Annotated in this window: 14 protein-coding genes; 10 read left to right on the top strand and 4 right to left on the bottom strand. The window is 64.0% G+C overall.

All coding sequences use genetic code 11. The features are described from left to right. Window positions 1-120 precede the first annotated feature (120 nt). The 7 genes from FGK64_RS11290 to FGK64_RS11260 all read left to right on the top strand — a co-directional run bounded on the left by FGK64_RS11290 (window position 121) and on the right by FGK64_RS11260 (window position 8,183). Window positions 121-2,406 carry a bifunctional salicylyl-CoA 5-hydroxylase/oxidoreductase gene (locus FGK64_RS11290; protein WP_138863883.1) on the top strand — a complete coding sequence of 762 codons (2,286 nt, stop codon included), beginning with the start codon at window positions 121-123 and terminating at the stop codon, window positions 2,404-2,406. Further along, window positions 2,403-3,152, top strand: coding sequence for an SDR family NAD(P)-dependent oxidoreductase (locus FGK64_RS11285; protein ID WP_138863882.1), 750 nt, complete (start codon window positions 2,403-2,405; stop codon window positions 3,150-3,152). Before FGK64_RS11290 ends, FGK64_RS11285 begins: the two co-directional genes overlap by 4 nt. Then, complete coding sequence (locus FGK64_RS11280) at window positions 3,149-3,613, top strand: MarR family winged helix-turn-helix transcriptional regulator (protein ID WP_138863881.1); 465 nt, start codon at window positions 3,149-3,151, stop codon at window positions 3,611-3,613. The genes FGK64_RS11285 and FGK64_RS11280 overlap by 4 nt, the downstream gene beginning before the upstream one ends. Continuing rightward, window positions 3,610-4,422 carry an enoyl-CoA hydratase family protein gene (locus FGK64_RS11275; RefSeq protein WP_138863880.1) on the top strand — a complete coding sequence of 271 codons (813 nt, stop codon included), beginning with the start codon at window positions 3,610-3,612 and terminating at the stop codon, window positions 4,420-4,422. Before FGK64_RS11280 ends, FGK64_RS11275 begins: the two co-directional genes overlap by 4 nt. A gap of 84 nt (window positions 4,423-4,506) precedes the next feature. Then, window positions 4,507-5,637: an acyl-CoA dehydrogenase family protein gene (locus tag FGK64_RS11270; RefSeq protein ID WP_138863879.1), complete on the top strand. Its 1,131-nt coding sequence runs from the start codon at window positions 4,507-4,509 to the stop codon at window positions 5,635-5,637. Further along, entirely contained in the window at window positions 5,634-7,262 is a 1,629-nt protein-coding gene (locus FGK64_RS11265) for an AMP-binding protein (RefSeq protein ID WP_246057736.1), read from the top strand. The genes FGK64_RS11270 and FGK64_RS11265 overlap by 4 nt, the downstream gene beginning before the upstream one ends. Window positions 7,263-7,487: 225 nt before the next feature. Then, window positions 7,488-8,183, top strand: coding sequence for a helix-turn-helix transcriptional regulator (locus FGK64_RS11260; RefSeq protein ID WP_138863877.1), 696 nt, complete (start codon window positions 7,488-7,490; stop codon window positions 8,181-8,183). 3 nt (window positions 8,184-8,186) lie between these two features. Here FGK64_RS11260 and FGK64_RS22540 read toward each other — a convergent pair whose 3' ends face one another. Beyond that, the gene (locus FGK64_RS22540; RefSeq protein ID WP_246057735.1) at window positions 8,187-9,104 is read right to left on the bottom strand and encodes a hypothetical protein; all 918 of its coding nucleotides are present in this window, start codon (window positions 9,102-9,104) and stop codon (window positions 8,187-8,189) included. 120 nt (window positions 9,105-9,224) lie between these two features. Here FGK64_RS22540 and FGK64_RS11250 point away from each other — a divergent pair, with 120 nt between their 5' ends. Continuing rightward, window positions 9,225-10,229, top strand: coding sequence for an alpha/beta hydrolase family protein (locus FGK64_RS11250; protein WP_138863876.1), 1,005 nt, complete (start codon window positions 9,225-9,227; stop codon window positions 10,227-10,229). Here FGK64_RS11250 and FGK64_RS11245 read toward each other — a convergent pair. Further along, window positions 10,226-10,654: a PACE efflux transporter gene (locus FGK64_RS11245; RefSeq protein ID WP_138863875.1), complete on the bottom strand. Its 429-nt coding sequence runs from the start codon at window positions 10,652-10,654 to the stop codon at window positions 10,226-10,228. The genes FGK64_RS11250 and FGK64_RS11245 overlap by 4 nt on opposite strands. A 219-nt stretch (window positions 10,655-10,873) precedes the next feature. Here FGK64_RS11245 and FGK64_RS11240 point away from each other — a divergent pair, with 219 nt between their 5' ends. Then, entirely contained in the window at window positions 10,874-11,347 is a 474-nt protein-coding gene (locus FGK64_RS11240) for a RidA family protein (RefSeq protein WP_246057734.1), read from the top strand. Between the two features lie 183 nt (window positions 11,348-11,530). On the opposite strand, the gene FGK64_RS11235 is transcribed toward FGK64_RS11240, so the two are convergent. Together FGK64_RS11235 and FGK64_RS11230 are read right to left on the bottom strand one after the other, a co-directional pair. Then, entirely contained in the window at window positions 11,531-11,803 is a 273-nt protein-coding gene (locus FGK64_RS11235; protein WP_138863874.1) for a hypothetical protein, read from the bottom strand. A 252-nt stretch (window positions 11,804-12,055) separates the two neighbouring features. Then, entirely contained in the window at window positions 12,056-12,679 is a 624-nt protein-coding gene (locus FGK64_RS11230) for a hypothetical protein (protein WP_171054044.1), read from the bottom strand. A gap of 169 nt (window positions 12,680-12,848) precedes the next feature. Between FGK64_RS11230 and FGK64_RS11225 the strand changes: the two genes are divergently transcribed. Then, a complete protein-coding gene (locus FGK64_RS11225) occupies window positions 12,849-14,141 on the top strand; it encodes an O-acetylhomoserine aminocarboxypropyltransferase/cysteine synthase family protein (protein ID WP_138863872.1) in 1,293 nt (430 codons plus the stop codon). Window positions 14,142-14,309: the final 168 nt, after the last annotated feature.

Genomic DNA, 14,309 nt, shown 5'->3' with positions numbered 1-14,309 from the left:
CGCCTGTTTTGGCGGCAGTGACGGCATTTGACCCCGGATATTTCACACTTGATATTTTATGCTTGAAATAAATTTCGGCCCCTCGCAGAATTGACCCAGAATCTTGGCGAGGAGGTCGTGATGAAAGTTGCATGTCTTGGGGGCGGCCCGGCCGGGCTTTACTTTGCGATAAGCCTCAAGCTGAAGAACCCCGACCACGACATCACCGTGTTCGAACGCAATAAGCCCGACGATACCTTTGGCTGGGGCGTGGTGCTGTCGGATGAGACGCTGACCAACCTCAAGGCCAACGATCCCGTCAGTGCCGAGGCAATCCACGGCCATTTCGCCTATTGGGATGACATCTCGGTCATCCATAAAGGCGTGAACACCGTGTCGACCGGGCACGGATTCTGCGGCATCGGGCGGATGCGCCTGCTGCTGCTGCTGCAAGAGCGCGCGCGCGAGTTGGGCGTTAACCTGCAATTTGAAACCAATGTCGAAGACATTGACGCGTTGGCCGAAGACTATGATCTGGTTGTCGGTGCCGATGGCATCAATTCGCGCGTGCGCAGCCACTATGCCGCGCAGTTCAACCCCGAAATCGACACCCGAGCCTGCAAGTTCGTCTGGCTGGGCACCCATGCCAAGTTCGACAACGCCTTCACCTTCATCTTTCAAAAAACCGAACACGGGTGGATCTGGGCGCATGCCTATCAGTTCGATGCCGACACGGCGACCTTCATCGTGGAGTGTTCGCAAGAGACATACGACGCCTTCGGATTCGCGGATATGTCTCAGCAGGACAGCATTGCAGTCTGCGAACGCATCTTTGCCGACCATCTGGGCGGTCACGCGCTGATGACCAACGCCAACCACATTCGCGGCTCGGCCTGGATCAACTTCAACCGCGTTCTGTGTGAAAAGTGGCATTACAAGAACGTGGTGCTGCTGGGCGACAGCTCGGCCACGGCGCATTTTTCCATCGGATCGGGGTCGAAGCTGGCGCTGGAATCCGCCATCGCGCTGGCCGATCTGGTGGAAACCCAACCCACGCTGGAACAGGCGTTCACCCGCTATCAGGAAGACCGGCGGCTGGACGTGCTGCGCCTGCAATCGGCGGCGCGCAATTCGACCGAGTGGTTTGAAGAGGTCGAACGCTACCTTGATCTGGACCCGGTGCAGTTCAACTATTCGCTGCTGACCCGCAGCCAGCGCATCAGCCACGAAAACCTGCGCCTGCGCGACCCGGACTGGCTGAAATCGGCCGAGGAGTGGTTTCAGGCGCAGGCCGGGGCCAACGGCGTGCACCGCGCGCCGATGTTTGCGCCCTTTGCCCTGCGCGACATGCGGCTGGCCAATCGTGTCGTTGTCTCGCCGATGGCGCAGTACAAGGCGGTCGATGGCCGCCCGACCGACTGGCATTTCAGCCATTACGCCGAACGCGCAAAAGGTGGCGCCGGGCTGGTCTATGTCGAAATGACCTGCGTCAGCCCCGAGGGCCGGATCACGCCGGGCTGCCCCGGCCTGTACGCGCCGGAACATGAAGCGGCGTGGACACGTCTGACCGACTTCGTCCATGCGGAAACCGACGCCAAGCTGTGCATGCAGATCGGCCATTCCGGGCGCAAAGGCTCCACCCAGGTGGGGTGGGAGGAAATGGACGCCCCCCTGAAAGATGGCAACTGGCCGCTTATGTCGGCCTCGGCCATTGCGTGGTCGGATCGCAACGCGACGCCCAAGGCGATGGACCGGGCCGAGATGGACATGGTGCGCGACCAGTTCGTGGCCGCCACCGAAATGGCCGATCGCGCCGGGTTCGACATGGTGGAGCTGCACGCCGCGCACGGATACCTGATTTCCTCCTTCATCTCGCCTCTGACGAACACGCGCGACGATGAATATGGTGGATCGCTGGAGAACCGGATGCGCTATCCGCTGGACGTGTTCCGCGCCATGCGCGCCGTCTGGCCCAAGGGCAAGCCGATGTCGGTGCGGATTTCCGCGACCGACTGGGCCGATGGCGGCGTCGACGCCGAAGAAGCGGTGCAGATTGCCGCCCTGTTCCGCGACGCGGGCGTCGACATCGTGGACGTGTCTGCCGGGCAGACCAGCAAGGCGGCGCAGCCCGTTTACGGCCGCATGTTCCAGACGCCGTTTTCCGACCGCATCCGGAACGAGCTGAACATGCCCACCATGACCGTCGGCAACATCTACGAACCTGACCACGTCAATTCGATCCTGATGGCGGGCCGCGCCGATCTGGTCTGCCTCGCGCGGCCCCATCTGGCCGATCCCTATTGGACATTGCACGCCGCCGCCGCGCTGGGCGACACGGGCGTGCGCTGGCCGCAGCCCTATAAACCGGGGCGCGACCAGATGGCGCGCCTTGCCGAACGCGGCGAGGGGCTGGGGATTCGCGTATGAGCGATCTGACCGGGAAAACCGTTCTGATCACCGGCGGCGGCACCGGGCTGGGTGCCGACATGGCCCGCCGCTTTGCCGCCCAAGGCGCGCGCGTTACCATCGCCGGGCGCACGCGAGAGAGTTTGGATGCCGTTGCCGCCACTCACGAAGGGATAGACGGCATCCCCGCCGATGTGACGGACGAGGCCTCGGTCGAGGCCCTGTTCGATCACATCGGCACCCCGGACATTGTCATCGCCAATGCCGGGGCCTCGACCAGCGCGCCCTTTGCGCGCACCGGGCTGGCGGACTGGAACGCCATGCTGGCGGTCAACCTGACCGGCACCTTCCTGACCTTCCGCGCCGCCATGCAACGGATGAAGGGCGCGCCCTGGGGGCGGCTGATTGCCGTCGCCTCGACCGCCGGGCTGAAGGGCTACGCCTATGTCGCGCCTTATGCGGCGGCCAAGCATGGTGTCGTGGGCATGGTGAAATCGCTGGCCTTGGAAACCGCCAAGGGCGGCATCACGGTGAACGCGCTTTGCCCGGGCTTTCTTGACACGGAAATGACCGACCGGTCGGTTGCCAACATCATCGACAAGACGGGGATGAGCGCGGAAGACGCCCGCGCCAGCCTGGCCCGCAACAGCCCGCAGAAACGGCTGATCCGCCCCGAGGAAGTTTCGGCCGCCGCGCTGTGGCTGTGTGGCCCCGGATCGGAAGGCATCACCGGGCAGGCGATTTCGATTTCGGGGGGCGAGACATGAGCGCCCCGGCCAAGCCCCTGTCGAACAAGCCCCTGTCGAAGCAGCGGCTGCGCCTGTGGCTGCGGATGCTGTCGGCCCATCGCGGGATCGAGATGCACCTGCGCGAACAGCTGCGGCTGAGCCATGACAGCACCCTGCCCCGGTTTGACGTCATGTCGGCGCTGGATCGCTATCGCGACGGGCTGCGGATGAGTGACCTGTCGGCCCGGCTGAAGGTGTCGAACGGCAATGTCACCGGCATCGTCGAGCGGCTGGCCAGCGAGGGGCTGGTGGAACGGGTCGCCGTCGATGGCGACCGCCGCGCCATGTGCGTGCGCCTGACTCCCGCCGGAATCGACCGCTTTGCCGACATGGCGCGCAATCATGAAACATGGGTGAACGACCGGCTGTCGGCGTTCACCGAGGACGAGTTGATCACGCTCATCACATTGCTGGACCGTATAGGGGAGATACACGAATGACCGAGATGGCCGGATACAAGGCAACCCATTTCGACTGGCAGGCCGCCGATGGCATCGCGACCATCCGCCTGACCCGCCCCGAGCGCAAGAACCCGCTGACCTTCGACAGCTACGCCGAGCTGCGCGACACCTTCCGCGCGCTGGCCTATGCCGATGACATCCACGCGGTGGTGATCGCGCCCAACGGTGGCAACTTCAGCTCGGGCGGCGACGTGCACGACATCATCGGCCCGCTGGTGGCGATGGACATGAAGGACCTGCTGACCTTTACCCGAATGACCGGCGACCTGGTCAAGGCGATGCTGCATTGTGGCAAGCCGATCATTTCCGCCGTCGACGGGATCGCCGCCGGGGCCGGCGCGATCATCACGATGGCCTCGGATCTGCGGCTGGCGACGCCAGAGGCGAAATGCGCCTTCCTGTTCAACCGCGTCGGGCTGGCGGGCTGTGACATGGGCGCCTGCGCGATGCTGCCGCGCATCATCGGCCAGGGCCGCGCGGCCGAGCTGCTGTACACAGGCCGCGCCATGGGGGCCGAAGAAGGGCTGAGCTGGGGCTATTGGAACGCACTGCACCCGGCCGAGGCGCTGGAGGCCGAAGCACAGAAAATGGCTGCGCGCATCGCGGCGGGGCCGACATTTGCCAACATGATGACCAAGACCCAGCTGAACCAGGAATGGAACATGACGCTGGACCAGGCCATCGAGGCCGAGGCACAGGCGCAGGCGATCTGTATGCAGGGCCGCGATTTCGAACGCGCCTACCGCGCCTTTGTCGCCAAGGAGAAACCGGTGTTCGAGGGCGACTGAGCCGCGATGACCCGCACCGGCTGCGCCTGTGGCGTGGTCGGGATTTGAGTATTTGGACCGAAAAGAAGCAGGGAGAGGCGCAACATGGCAGATCGGACATTCCTGGACTGGCCGTTTTTCGAGGACCGGCATCGCGCCCTGGCGGCCGAGCTTGAGACCTGGGCGACGGACGCGCTGCCTGTCGATCATGGCGATGTGGATGCCGCCTGTCGCCGGCTGGTGGCGGCGCTGGGCAAGGGCGGGTTCCTGCGGCATTCGGGGGGCGACGCGATTGACGTGCGCTCGCTCTGCCTGATCCGCGAGACCCTGGCGCGCCATGACGGGCTGGCGGATTTCGCCTTTGCCATGCAGGGGCTGGGCATGGGGGCGGTGTCGTTGTTCGGCACGCCCGAACAGCGCGCGTGGCTGGAGAAGACGCGCAGCGGCGCGGCGCTGTCGGCCTTCGCGCTGAGCGAGCCGGCCAGCGGGTCGGACGTGGCGAATATTTCGACCACGGCCCGGGCGGATGGCGACGAATATGTGATCGACGGCGAGAAGACCTGGATTTCCAACGGCGGGATTGCCGATGTCTATACCGTCTTTGCCCGCACCGGAGAGGCGCCGGGCGCGCGCGGGCTGTCGGCCTTTCTGGTGCCCGCCGACACGCCGGGCTTCGAGATTGCCGAGCGGATCGACGTGGTGGCGCCGCACCCGCTCGCGCGGTTAAAATTCAACGGGATGCGGGTGCCGAAATCGGCCCTGATCGGCGAGGCCGGCGCCGGGTTCCGCATCGCGATGTCGGTGCTGGATGTATTCCGGTCGACCGTGGGGGCCGCCGCGCTGGGCTTTGCCCGCCGCGCGTTGGACGAGAGCCTGAGCCGCGTGCAGAACCGCGAGTTGTTCGGCGCGCCCTTGTTCGATCTGCAGATGGTGCAGGGTCATATCGCCGACATGGCGCTGGGCGTCGATGCCAGCGCCTTGCTGATCTATCGCGCCGCCTGGACAAAGGACATGGGCGCACCCCGTGTCAGCCGCGAGGCCGCGATGGCCAAGCTGCACGCGACAGAGACCGCGCAGAAGGTGATCGACGCCGCCGTTCAGCTGCATGGCGGCGACGGGGTGCGCAAAGGCCATATCGTGGAAAGCCTCTATCGCGAGATCCGCGCGCTTCGGATTTATGAAGGTGCAAGTGACGTTCAGAAGGTCGTCATCGCGCGCCAATGCCTGGGAGCATGAGCATGAATACCACGCTGGGACCGACCGGACATACCGACACATTCGCGCGCGACTCCCTGCCTCCGCCCGACATGTGGCCCGAGATCGCGCTGGGCGCGCATGACTACCCCGAGCATGTCAATGTCGGCGTCGAGCTGACCGATCGCATGGTCGAGGCCGGGTTCGGCGATCATACCGCGCTGATCGGGAACGGGCGGCGGCGCAGCTACAAGGAGCTGGCGGACTGGACCAACCGCATCGCACGTACTCTGGTGGAAGATTACGGCGTGAAGCCCGGCAACCGGGTGCTGATCCGCTCGGCCAACAACCCGGCGATGGTGGCCTGCTGGCTGGCGGCAACCAAGGCGGGCGCGGTGGTGGTGAACACCATGCCGATGCTGCGGGCGGGCGAGCTGGCCAAGATCGTCGACAAGGCGCAGGTGACGGTGGCGCTGTGCGACACGCGGCTGATGGACGAGATGATCCTGTGTGCCAAGGACAGCGCCGTTCTGAACACGGTGATCGGGTTCGATGGCACCGCCAACCACGATGCCGAGCTGGACCGCGCCGCGCTGGACAAGCCGGTGACCTTTCAGGCCGTGCAGACGGGCCGCGACGATGTGGCGCTGCTGGGGTTCACCAGCGGCACCACGGGCGACCCCAAGGCGACGATGCATTTTCACCGAGACATCCTGATCATCGCCGACGGTTACGCGCGCGACGTGCTGGGGGTGACGCCCGAGGACATCTTTGTCGGCTCGCCGCCGCTGGCCTTTACCTTTGGCCTGGGCGGGCTGGCGGTGTTCCCGCTGCGATTTGGGGCCTGCGCGGTGCTGCTGGAAAACGCCTCGCCGCCCAACATGATCGAGATCATCGAGAAATACCGCGCCACGGTCTGTTTTACCGCGCCCACCGCCTATCGCGTGATGCTGAGCGCGATGGAGGACGGGGCCGATCTGTCGTCGCTGCGGGCGGCCGTTTCGGCGGGTGAAACCCTGCCCGCGCCAGTCTATCACGACTGGATGCGCAAGACGGGCAAGCCGATGCTGGACGGGATCGGCTCGACCGAGATGCTGCATATCTTCATCACCAACCGGTTCGACGATCACAAGCCGGGCTGCACGGGCAAGCCGGTGGGCGGATATGAGGCGAAGATCGTGGGCGAAGATGGCGCCGACCTGCCCGTGGGCGAAGTGGGCCGCCTTGCGGTGCGCGGGCCGACCGGGTGCCGTTACCTGAACGACAAGAGGCAGTCGGCCTATGTGCAGGATGGCTGGAACCTGACGGGCGACAGTTTCCGCATGGATGACGACGGATACCTGTATTTCGCCGCACGATCTGACGACATGATCATCTCGGCCGGGTACAACATCGCCGGGCCAGAGGTAGAGGCCGCGTTGCTGGCGCACGAGGACGTGGCCGAATGTGCGGTGATCGGTGTCGCGGACGAGGCGCGCGGCCAGATCGTGCAGGCCCATGTGGTACTGCGCGAAGGGGTCGAGCCGACGGACCTTCAGATCAAGCTGTTGCAGGATTTCGTCAAGGCCCGCATCGCGCCCTACAAATACCCCCGCTCGGTGATCTTTACCGACGCGCTGCCGAAAACGCAGACCGGAAAAATCCAGCGGTTCCGGCTGCGCGGGTAACCCGGCGCAGGCGCTGCCACATGAACGGGCGGGCGGGCGGATAGCCCCGGCCCGCCCGCGCATCAGGCGGCGCCCAACGGCCCAGTTGCAATCTCATCGCAACGCGGTGGTCATAGTCGCACATCTTGCCTCTCCCGGATGTTTTCCCCGGTGTCGCACACCCCTCCTGACACGCTGCTGTCAGGACGGCATGATAGGGTGTCAGCAGCAACCGGGGCCGACACCATGAAGCGATCAAACCGCCTTTTCGAAATCATCCAGATCCTGCGCGCCACGCCGCGCCCGGTGACGGCGGCGGCGCTGGCCGAACAACTCGAAGTGTCAGAGCGCACCGTCTACCGCGATATTGTCGCGCTTCAGGCGATGCGTACGCCGATCGAGGGTGAAGCCGGTGTGGGATACATCATGCGGCGCGGCTACGATCTGCCGCCGCTGAATTTCGATGCCGAAGAGGTCGAGGCGCTGCAGGTCGGGCTGTCGATGCTGGCCCGCACTGGCGACAGCGCGCTGCAACAGGCGGCCGCGCGGATCAGCGCCAAGATCGAGGCGCTGCACAATCGGGCCGACTGGCTGCAGGTCGCCCCTTGGGGCGCGCCGCTGGACGACCCGGCGCTGGGCTGCGTGTCAAAGGCGCTGCTGCGCGATGCGGTCAAGGCGGAACGCAAGCTGCGCATCACCTATCGCGACGCGGCCGGAGTCGAAACGCAGCGCGTGGTGCGCCCCATCGGCATTGTCTATCACGTCGAATGCGCGATGCTCGCCACCTGGTGCGAGTTGCGCAACACCTTCCGGCATTTCCGAACCGACCGTATCTGGGCCTGCGAAGAGCTGGATGACTACTTTACCGGCCAGGGCGACACCCTGCGCCTGCTCTGGCTGGAACAGCAGGCCTTTACCGCGCCCGAGCCTGTGGCGGGCTGAGGCCTAGGGGATCAACGCACCGCGCCGGTTGAAGCGCCCGGTTTCAACGCTCAGGTCGTCATAGGTCAGTTGAATTTCAATCTGCTGGACCGAGCGCAGCGGGAAGCCGCGATAGGGGTCGCCATCTTCGGGCAGCACGGAATTCGCCGCCGGCAGATTGGTGTGGCACTCGGGCAGCGGCCAGACCTCGGGGGTGGCGCCATTGATGCCCACCTTCAGCTGCGCCAGCCCGCAGCGCCATGCCCAGACGTGAGTGACATAGACCAGATCCTGCCCCGCATATTCGCGCACCGCGACCCAGTTGCCCTTGGTCGCGTTCAGGATCGGCTTGACCTCGAGCGCGGTCAGGAACCGCCCCGAGGCGACCTGTGGCTCGGCGGTCAGACCGGCATCGGCTTCGGGTGCCTTGGGGGCAAGGAACGCCGGGGCCTGTGCGGTGGTCTCGGGCGCAGTTGTTTCGGGCGCTGGCGCCGGTTCAACCGGCTTGGCGCCAAGAATGGCAAATCCGGTCGCGGGCGCGGCGGGCGTTTCGGGGGCCGGTTCCGGCGCGGGTTGTGCCGCCACTGTTGGCAGTTTCTCGGCGGGTGAACCGGGGAAGATCGGCAAGCCCAGTTCGGCGGTGGTGTCGAACGTCACCTCGGGCGAGACTTCGGGCAGGACGATCGCGAATTGTTCGCTGGTCGACGTGGCCGTGCGTTCGCTGACCGCAGCGGTTTCGCCCATATCCTCGGACGAGGTGTTGCCACCGGCATTGGCGGGCGGGGTCTGGGCCACTTCGGGCGCCTCGGCGGGCGCCGGGAAGGCAGGCGCGACAATCTCGGCGGGTGCCTCTGCCGTGGCGAGTGCCGCCGCGCTGGCAGAGGACTCTCCGGCCGCCGTTTGCACCCCCGATGACATTAGCAACAGGAAAATCTCCAGCATGAACCGCTCCCAACCGCGCCGGTGTGCTGGCGCGCAACCAGACTACCGGATTGAAAAATTTCGCCTATACTGCCCGAAAATGGGCAGACGCCGCCAAAAACCACGCGGCGCAGAGTGACTATGGCAAAGAATCAGGCGCCGCGCCAAGACTTCAATATCCTGATCGTGGGCCAGCCTGGTCGGCTGCAATATGAATGCGTGCTGTTTGCCGCTTCGCTGCGGGCGATGTCGCCCGATTTCACCGGGCGGCTGCTCGTCGCCACGCCGCAGCCCGGCCCCCTGTGGGACAGCGCGCCCAACCTCACCAATACCGCCGTTCTAGACGCGCTCGACAAGCTCGGCGCCACCATCCTGCCGTTCCAGTCACAGGTCTTCGGCCAGTCCTACCCCCACGGCAACAAGATCGAGGCGCTGCTGGCCCTGCCCGAGGGCGAGCCTTTCGTGTTCTTCGACAGCGACACGCTGATCACCGGCGACCTGGCGCGCGTGCCCTTCGATTTCGCGCGCCCCTCGGCGTCGATGCGACGGGAATGGACCTGGCCCAAACCCACGCTGTATGGCCCTTCCACGGGCGAGGTCTGGCGCGCGCTCTATGACCGCTTCGATCTGGATTTCGACAGCAGCCTTGACCCGGCCTTTCCGCCAACCGACTGGCGGCATTACCTGTATTTCAATGCGGGCTGGTTCTTTGGCCCTTGCCCGCGCCGCTTTGGCGACACCTTCCTGCACTATGCCCGCACCATTCGCGACGACCCGCCGGATGAACTGACCTGCCAGAGCTTTGACCCATGGCTGGACCAGATCGCCCTGCCGCTGGCGATCCACGCGCTTGGCGGCGGGCGCGACACGCTGCCCCCCGGCCTGCTGGATGGCGATGTCAGCTGCCACTATCGGCTGTTCCCGCTGCTTTACGCACGCGAAAGCGACCGGGTGGTCGAGGTGCTGGAACAGGTCGCCGCGCCCAACCCGATCAAGAAGGTGCTGAAACAATACGAGCCGATCAAGCGGCTGGTCTACCATGGCCGAGGGCAAAAGCTGCGAACCCGGATCGACCGCAACGCCCTGCCCCGGCGCGAACAGATCCTGCGCAAGCAGATCAAAGATCTGGGGTTCTGGCTGCGCTAACCCGCGCGGGTCGGCGCGGGCACCGGAAAGATCACGTCATAGGCCCAGTTGAAGACGAAGGCATAGACCAGGTAGAAAGCCGAAAACCCGATATCCATCATGAACGCTTCCCACAGCCCGACCTGCAAGTACCACGCGATAAACGGCAACAGCACCGCCACCAGCCCGGCCTCAAACGTGATCGCGTGCAGGACCCGCTGCGGGATCGTCTTCTTCACCGTGCCGGTGGTTGCCAGCAAGGCCCGGTCGAACCCGATGTTGAACAGGTAATTCCACCCCACCGCGATCAGCGCCGACACCACCGTGACCACGCCGACATGGCTGGCCGGCATGTCGAGCAGCCACGCGCCCAGAGGCGTGACAATGGCCAGCGCGATGATTTCAAAGCTGAGCGAATGGCGAATACGATCGGCGCGGCTGCGCATGGGATACCCCTAACCTGCTCGGGCCGTCCCGATCTGACCGAAACCACGGGGCCGTCCCCGCTGGGGAGGTATGTAGTCGAGTGGTATATGGGGGGCAAGGGGTGAGGCTAGGGGCGCCCGACACATCAGCGGATGGCGACCAAATCGCGAGTTGGTGCGACGTCCAGATTTACGCGTCGTCTTCGAATTTTTCGCGATGAAACGTGACGACCGCCGGCTATGTGGGACGATCTAGCCGTTGACGCAGATAGTTCGCTCGCGCACTCTGAAATCTCACCAGACCGGCGAGGGAACATGACACGGAGGGCACTCTTTCCGAGCGGAGGGTCGCGTGCAGCGGCTGACCAGATCAAGCTTTCGCCGGGGATCATCTCCGGCAACTATGTTTTTCTAACGGGCATGACAGGTAGCGGCCCAGATGGCACGATGCCGGAAAATCTGGACGAACAGTTCCGACAGGCGTTTGAAAAGATTGGCGCGGTTCTTCGGGAGGCCGGACTGGATTTCGACTCTGTTGTCGAGATGACGCCCTATCATGTCGGTTTGCGGGACCACTTCGATAGGTTCTGCGCGGTTCGTTCATGCTATGTCTCCGACCCCTTTCCCGCATGGACGGCGGTTGAGGTCGCGGGATTGCGCAGGGAGGGCGCGGTCGTCGAAATCCGGGTCGTGGCGGCCATTGATGCAAGCTGAACCAACCGTCCGCTTCGGGTTCAAAACGGTCATCTCACGGTTCGAGGCAAGTTCACAGGGCGTCGAGCACCAATCAGGATCGGCCCTGCGGACAAATCTGATGTCGGGCCTGGCTTCTGAACATCCGGCAATCGAAGCACGAGTTGACCGCTCCCTGTCGATGCTCGCAACTTCAGATTGACCTTAACTGTACGCGACTTCTGATCGATAATCCAGGAAGTGCGCCTTCAGAAGTCTTTCGACAAGTTTTCTGACCGTTCCGATTTTTCGGTTATGAAAGACCGTGATAGTCAGCTTTTCGGTGGCGCGATCAATGGTCTCGATCCCGCCGACATCGCCTAAACCTGCTTGTTCAATTTCACGCCATATGTCTTCAGAAAAATTGTGAATTTGATGTGTCAGAGATCCATCGCTGTTTGTTGGAAACCAAATGGTGATGGTTTTCTGAGCTGGCATACTTTGGAAATTTCAATGTTATCGTCGACATGGAATTGTACGAAATCGGGCGGTATCTGCCATCTGTAGACGTAGGTCTGCTTGTAATGAGAGTTCAAGGGCTGAACTGGAAGAACAGTTGTTCATGTCTTCCGAAACATACGGTAGTGACGGCTCAAAGCAGTCAAGCGGTCTGAATCCCCCCAGCCCCCCACAACCAACAAAAAACCGCCCCCGTCACCGGAGGCGGCCTTTATCCAAAAAACAGAGAAATCAGGCCTTCTTGCCGGCCTTTTCCAGCAGTGTGTAGCTCGAGATCAGTTCGCCCTGGACCTGCGCGCGCTGGATCTTGCCTTTGTCGCCGCGTTTGCTGCGGGCGCCGGCGGCGCGTTTGATCAGGCGGCCCATTTGCTGATGCACGGGGGCCTGGGCGCGGGCCAGCGCGCGTTCGTCGGCGGTGTCGGCATCGACGGCGGCGTGGTAATGTTCCATGAACGCGGGATCGGCCGCAGCCTCGCGCACCACGTTCAGCACGAAATGTTCGTCAAATCCGCCCGACTGGTCCAGCGTCCTGGCAATCTCCAGCGTGCGCGCCATGATTGCGCGTTTCGCGGTAATGCGACGGGCCAGGGGCTGATCGGCGGGAGCGGTGGCCAGCACGTAATTCTCGGCCAGCACCTGCATGAAGGGCGCCATGTCCATGCCTTCGGTCTTGGCTTGCGCGGCAATGAACTTGCGCACTTCGGTGTCCAGCACGACGGTCACGGTATTGGCCTCGGCCAGGCGCTGGCGGCGCTGCACGCGCTTTTCGGCGTTGGTCAGCGTGGCGTCGCCTTCGGCCTTCGCCGCCTTGGCGCCTTTTCCGCGCTTGCCGCCGGTTTTTTTGATCTCGTCCATATCCAGTGCCATAATCTGGCCTCCAACAGATAACATAGTTTGAAACTATATCGAAATGCTCAGCCTGTCAACATAGTTTAAAACTATGTTGAGCCTGCTTCCCCCTGTTGCCAGTTCCAGCGCATTCGCCTTAGGGTGCGCGCAAACATTTCGCTTGGGAGAGAGACAGATGAGCGACGGCCCCACCTACGGATTCGACACCCTGCAAATTCACGCCGGCGCCCGGCCCGACCCGGCGACCGGCGCGCGACAGACGCCGATCTACCAGACCACCGCCTATGTGTTCCGCGATGCCGACCACGCCGCCGCGCTGTTCAACCTGCAAGAGGTCGGGTACATCTATTCGCGCCTGACCAACCCTACCGTGGCCGTGTTGCAGGAACGTATCGCCACGCTGGAAGGCGGCGTGGGCGCGGTCTGCTGTTCCTCGGGGCACGCGGCGCAGATCATGGCCCTGTTCCCGCTGATGGGGCCGGGCAAGAACGTCGTCGCCTCGACCCGGCTCTACGGCGGCACCGTGACCCAGTTCAGCCAGACCATCAAACGCTTCGGGTGGTCGGCGAAGTTCGTCGATTTCGATGACGAGGCCGCCGTGGCCGCCGCGATCGACGATGACACCCGCGCGGTGTTCTGCGAATCCGTCGCCAACCCGGGCGGCTACATCACCGACATCGCGGCCATCGCGGGGATCGCGGACAATGCCGGCGTGCCGCTGATCGTCGACAACACCAGCGCCACGCCCTACCTGTGCCGCCCGATCGAGCTGGGCGCGACGCTGGTCGTGCATTCGACGACGAAATACCTCACGGGCAATGGTACCGTCACCGGCGGCTGCATCGTGGATTCGGGCAAATTTGATTGGTCGGCCTCGGACAAGTTCCCCTCGCTCTCGGCCCCGGAACCGGCTTACCACGGGCTGAAATTCCACGAGACATTCGGGCCGCTGGCCTTCACCTTCCACGGTATCGCAATCGGGCTGCGCGACCTGGGTATGACGATGAACCCGCAGGCCGCGCACTACACCCTTATGGGGATCGAGACGCTGTCGCTGCGGATGCAACGCCACGTCGAGAATGCCGAGAAGGTCGCGAAATGGCTCGAGAATCACCCGCGCGTGGACTATGTGACCTATGCCGGGCTTGAAAGCTCCAAGTATTACGACCGCGTGGCCAAGGTTTGCCCCAAAGGCGCGGGCGGGCTGTTCACCTTCGCGATCAAAGGCGGCTATGACGCCTGCGTGAAACTGGTGAACGCGCTGGAGATCTTCAGCCACGTGGCCAACCTGGGCGACACCCGCTCGCTGGTGATCCACTCGGCCTCGACCACGCACCGCCAGCTGACCGCCGAACAGCAGGAGGCCGCCGGAGCCGGACCGAACGTGGTTCGCATCTCGATCGGGATCGAGGACGCCGACGACTTGATCGCCGATCTGGATCAGGCGCTTGCAAAGGCGTCGGCCTGAATCTTGCGGCGGCGGGGGCACTGGCCTGCGCCGCCGAGATTCGGCCATTTGAAACAATCGGGGGCGCTGCCCCCGTCCCTGCGGGACTCCCCCGGAGTATTTCGGGAATAATGAAAGTAGGGTCAGAGTCCCTGCTTCTTTGGGGGCCAAATATCCCCGCCGGAGGCC

The sequence above is a fragment of the Arenibacterium halophilum genome (assembly GCF_005938225.1).
Classification (GTDB): domain Bacteria; phylum Pseudomonadota; class Alphaproteobacteria; order Rhodobacterales; family Rhodobacteraceae; genus Arenibacterium; species Arenibacterium halophilum.
Note: the sequence above shows the minus strand (reverse complement) of the source record. Positions and strands in the feature narration are given on the sequence as shown.